The sequence below is a fragment of the Mesorhizobium sp. M2A.F.Ca.ET.037.01.1.1 genome (assembly GCF_003998075.1).
Taxonomy (GTDB): Bacteria; Pseudomonadota; Alphaproteobacteria; order Rhizobiales; family Rhizobiaceae; genus Mesorhizobium.
Window position 1 is genome coordinate 1 of the sequence record NZ_RZSA01001032.1, and the last position, 2,211, is coordinate 2,211.

6 protein-coding genes are annotated in these 2,211 nt (G+C 63.1%); all 6 read left to right on the forward strand.

Annotation, left to right across the window (positions count from 1 at the left end):
* Positions 1-196 (forward strand): M20/M25/M40 family metallo-hydrolase (locus EOA27_RS32970; protein WP_127258358.1); only part of this gene is annotated, 196 nt, incomplete at its 5' end.
* A 147-nt stretch (positions 197-343) separates the two neighbouring features.
* Complete coding sequence (locus tag EOA27_RS32975; RefSeq protein ID WP_126081169.1) at positions 344-964, forward strand: ribonuclease D; 621 nt, start codon at positions 344-346, stop codon at positions 962-964.
* Between the two features lie 77 nt (positions 965-1,041).
* A complete protein-coding gene (locus tag EOA27_RS32980) occupies positions 1,042-1,242 on the forward strand; it encodes a hypothetical protein (RefSeq protein WP_126081170.1) in 201 nt (66 codons plus the stop codon).
* Positions 1,243-1,353: 111 nt separating this feature from the next.
* Positions 1,354-1,608, forward strand: coding sequence for a GlsB/YeaQ/YmgE family stress response membrane protein (locus EOA27_RS32985; protein WP_042640778.1), 255 nt, complete (start codon positions 1,354-1,356; stop codon positions 1,606-1,608).
* Positions 1,609-1,635: 27 nt separating this feature from the next.
* Positions 1,636-1,782 (forward strand): hypothetical protein, encoded by a 147-nt coding sequence (locus EOA27_RS32990; protein ID WP_126064347.1) that lies wholly within the window; start codon positions 1,636-1,638, stop codon positions 1,780-1,782.
* Between the two features lie 208 nt (positions 1,783-1,990).
* A partial coding sequence (locus EOA27_RS32995) for a hypothetical protein (protein WP_145970702.1) occupies positions 1,991-2,211 on the forward strand: 221 nt, incomplete at its 3' end.

Below are 2,211 nucleotides of genomic sequence, written 5' to 3' on the forward strand. Positions count from 1 at the left end.
GGCTATCACCACCGGCGGTGGCGGCTCCATCCCCGTGGTCGGCGATTTCCAGACCTATCTCGGCATGGAATCGCTGCTGGTCGGTTTCGGCCTCGACGACGACTGCATCCACTCGCCGAACGAGAAATACGAACTGACCTCCTTCCACAAGGGACAGCGGTCCTGGGCGCGCATCCTCGATGCGCTGACCCGGTGAGACGGAAATCGCGCAAGATGTGAGATTCAACTTTCTGTTGATTTTTCTCCGGATCGCGGCGAGGACGAATGACCAGCGCAACGCGCCGCCGCTGCTGACGCAGCCCAAGCGATACGCGGCGCGGCGGGCCGCGATCCGGAGAAGAGAATGACCGATATCCGTTTCCACAAGAACGACCTGCCCGACCTCGCCCGCTACAATGTCGGGGCGGTGGCCATCGACACGGAAACGCTGGGCTTGAACCCGCATCGCGATCGGCTCTGCGTTGTGCAGATTTCGCCCGGCGACGGCAGCGCCGACGTCATCCAGATCGCGCCTGGCCAGAAGAAAGCGCCGAATCTCGTCAGCCTGCTTCGCAACCGCGCGGTCACCAAGCTGTTCCATTACGGCCGCTTCGACATCGCCGTGCTCTACAATGCCTTCGGTGTCATGGCGGAGCCGGTGTTCTGCACCAAGATCGCCTCGCGGCTCGTCCGCACCTACACCGACCGCCACGGGCTGAAGGATCTGTGCAACGAATTGCTCGGCATCGGCCTGTCCAAGGCGCAGCAATCCTCGGACTGGGCAGCGGAAACGCTCTCGCCCGAACAGCTCGACTATGCCGCCTCCGACGTGCTCTATCTGCACCGTCTGCGCGAGGTTCTGGCGGCGCGCCTGGCGCGCGAAAACCGCACCAAGGAGGCCGACGCCTGCTTCCGGTTCCTGCCTACGCGCGCCAAGCTCGACCTTATGGGCTGGGCGGAGGAAGACATTTTCGCGCATAGCTGACGGAACCCGGCGCGGCGGCGGGCGTTCTTGCCGGTTCGGCCGGTTCACGGAGCGGGCCGGTTCGTGGAGGGAGTGAGATGGCAGAGCGCAAACCGATAGAAAGCGCGCCGAAGGACGGGGCGAAAGTCACCATCCTGTGGAAGGACGGCGACGGCGTCGTCAATGAATCCGTCGGCCAGTATCGCGATGGCGGCTGGTGGGTCTACACCGACAGCGACACGCAAAAGAAGGTCGATCCGACGAGCTGGCGTCCGGCATCGGGTGACGACGACGAATGAAGCTGGCGCTGGCGAGGCCGGCCGCTTTCCAATAGGTTCCATCCGTCACAGTTGGATGGCCGATTCGGGGTGCGTGGCTTCGTTGGTCCTCCGCTCACGGAGGGATTGGCAATGGGAATTGAAAGCCTGCTCGTTTTCATCATCATCGGCGCGATCGCCGGCTGGCTTGCCGGCCTGATCGTCAAGGGTTTCGGCTTCGGACTGGTCGGCAACATCGTCGTCGGCATCGTCGGCGCCCTGATTGCCGGCTGGATATTCCCAAGGCTTGGCTTTGCCGTGGGCGGCGGGATCCTTGCCGCGATCATCCACGCCACGATCGGCGCGGTGGTCCTGCTGGTGCTGATCAAGCTGGTGAAACAGGCCTGATCTTCCAGAAGGCATCGGGGACGCGCCATGAAGCAGAACATGCTCTATGTCATCATCGGCGCTCTCGTGGTCGTGGTCATTGCGCTCGGCGTCTACGTCTATCGCGAGCAGACGAGGCCGAAAGGCGTCGAGCTCAAGATCGACGACAAAGGCATTTCGATCCAGCAGAACTGATCACGGTGGCCAGCCGCCGGCGCCGTGAGGAGCCAGACTGCGCCGTGTGACGCGGCTGCTGCCCGCGGCGATCGGTGAGAAGCCGAATTCAGAAAATCCTAACGGTTTTCAAAACCGTGCATAAACCCTGCTTTAACGCGCCTTTAAACCGCCGCATCTACTCTTCAACCCGAACGCCATCGGTACCGGGGACAAACAGCTAGAGCGCATGGCGAACCGCAGAGACAGTCGCATCGAACCGAGCTTCGAGGGATCGCCGCGCGCGAAATCCTCCGAGGGCTTTTCGGTGAGCGAGGAGGATCGCGTCGTGCCGCGCACCCGCAAATCCGCTGCCAAGGGCAGGTCCGCCAAGGCGAAATCACGCGGCCGCGGCCGCGATCGCAACCGACGCGGATTGCTCGGCATCGCCACTCGGCTGGTCTACTGGTG

What these genes read in the sequence shown, in the direction of transcription:
- EOA27_RS32980 (WP_126081170.1), top strand. Translation starts at nt 1,042, where the DNA reads ATGGCAGAGCGCAAACCGATAGAAAGCGCGCCGAAGGACGGGGCGAAA.
- EOA27_RS32990 (WP_126064347.1), top strand. Translation starts at nt 1,636, where the DNA reads ATGAAGCAGAACATGCTCTATGTCATCATCGGCGCTCTCGTGGTCGTG.
- EOA27_RS32985 (WP_042640778.1), top strand. Translation starts at nt 1,354, where the DNA reads ATGGGAATTGAAAGCCTGCTCGTTTTCATCATCATCGGCGCGATCGCC.
- EOA27_RS32975 (WP_126081169.1), top strand. Translation starts at nt 344, where the DNA reads ATGACCGATATCCGTTTCCACAAGAACGACCTGCCCGACCTCGCCCGC.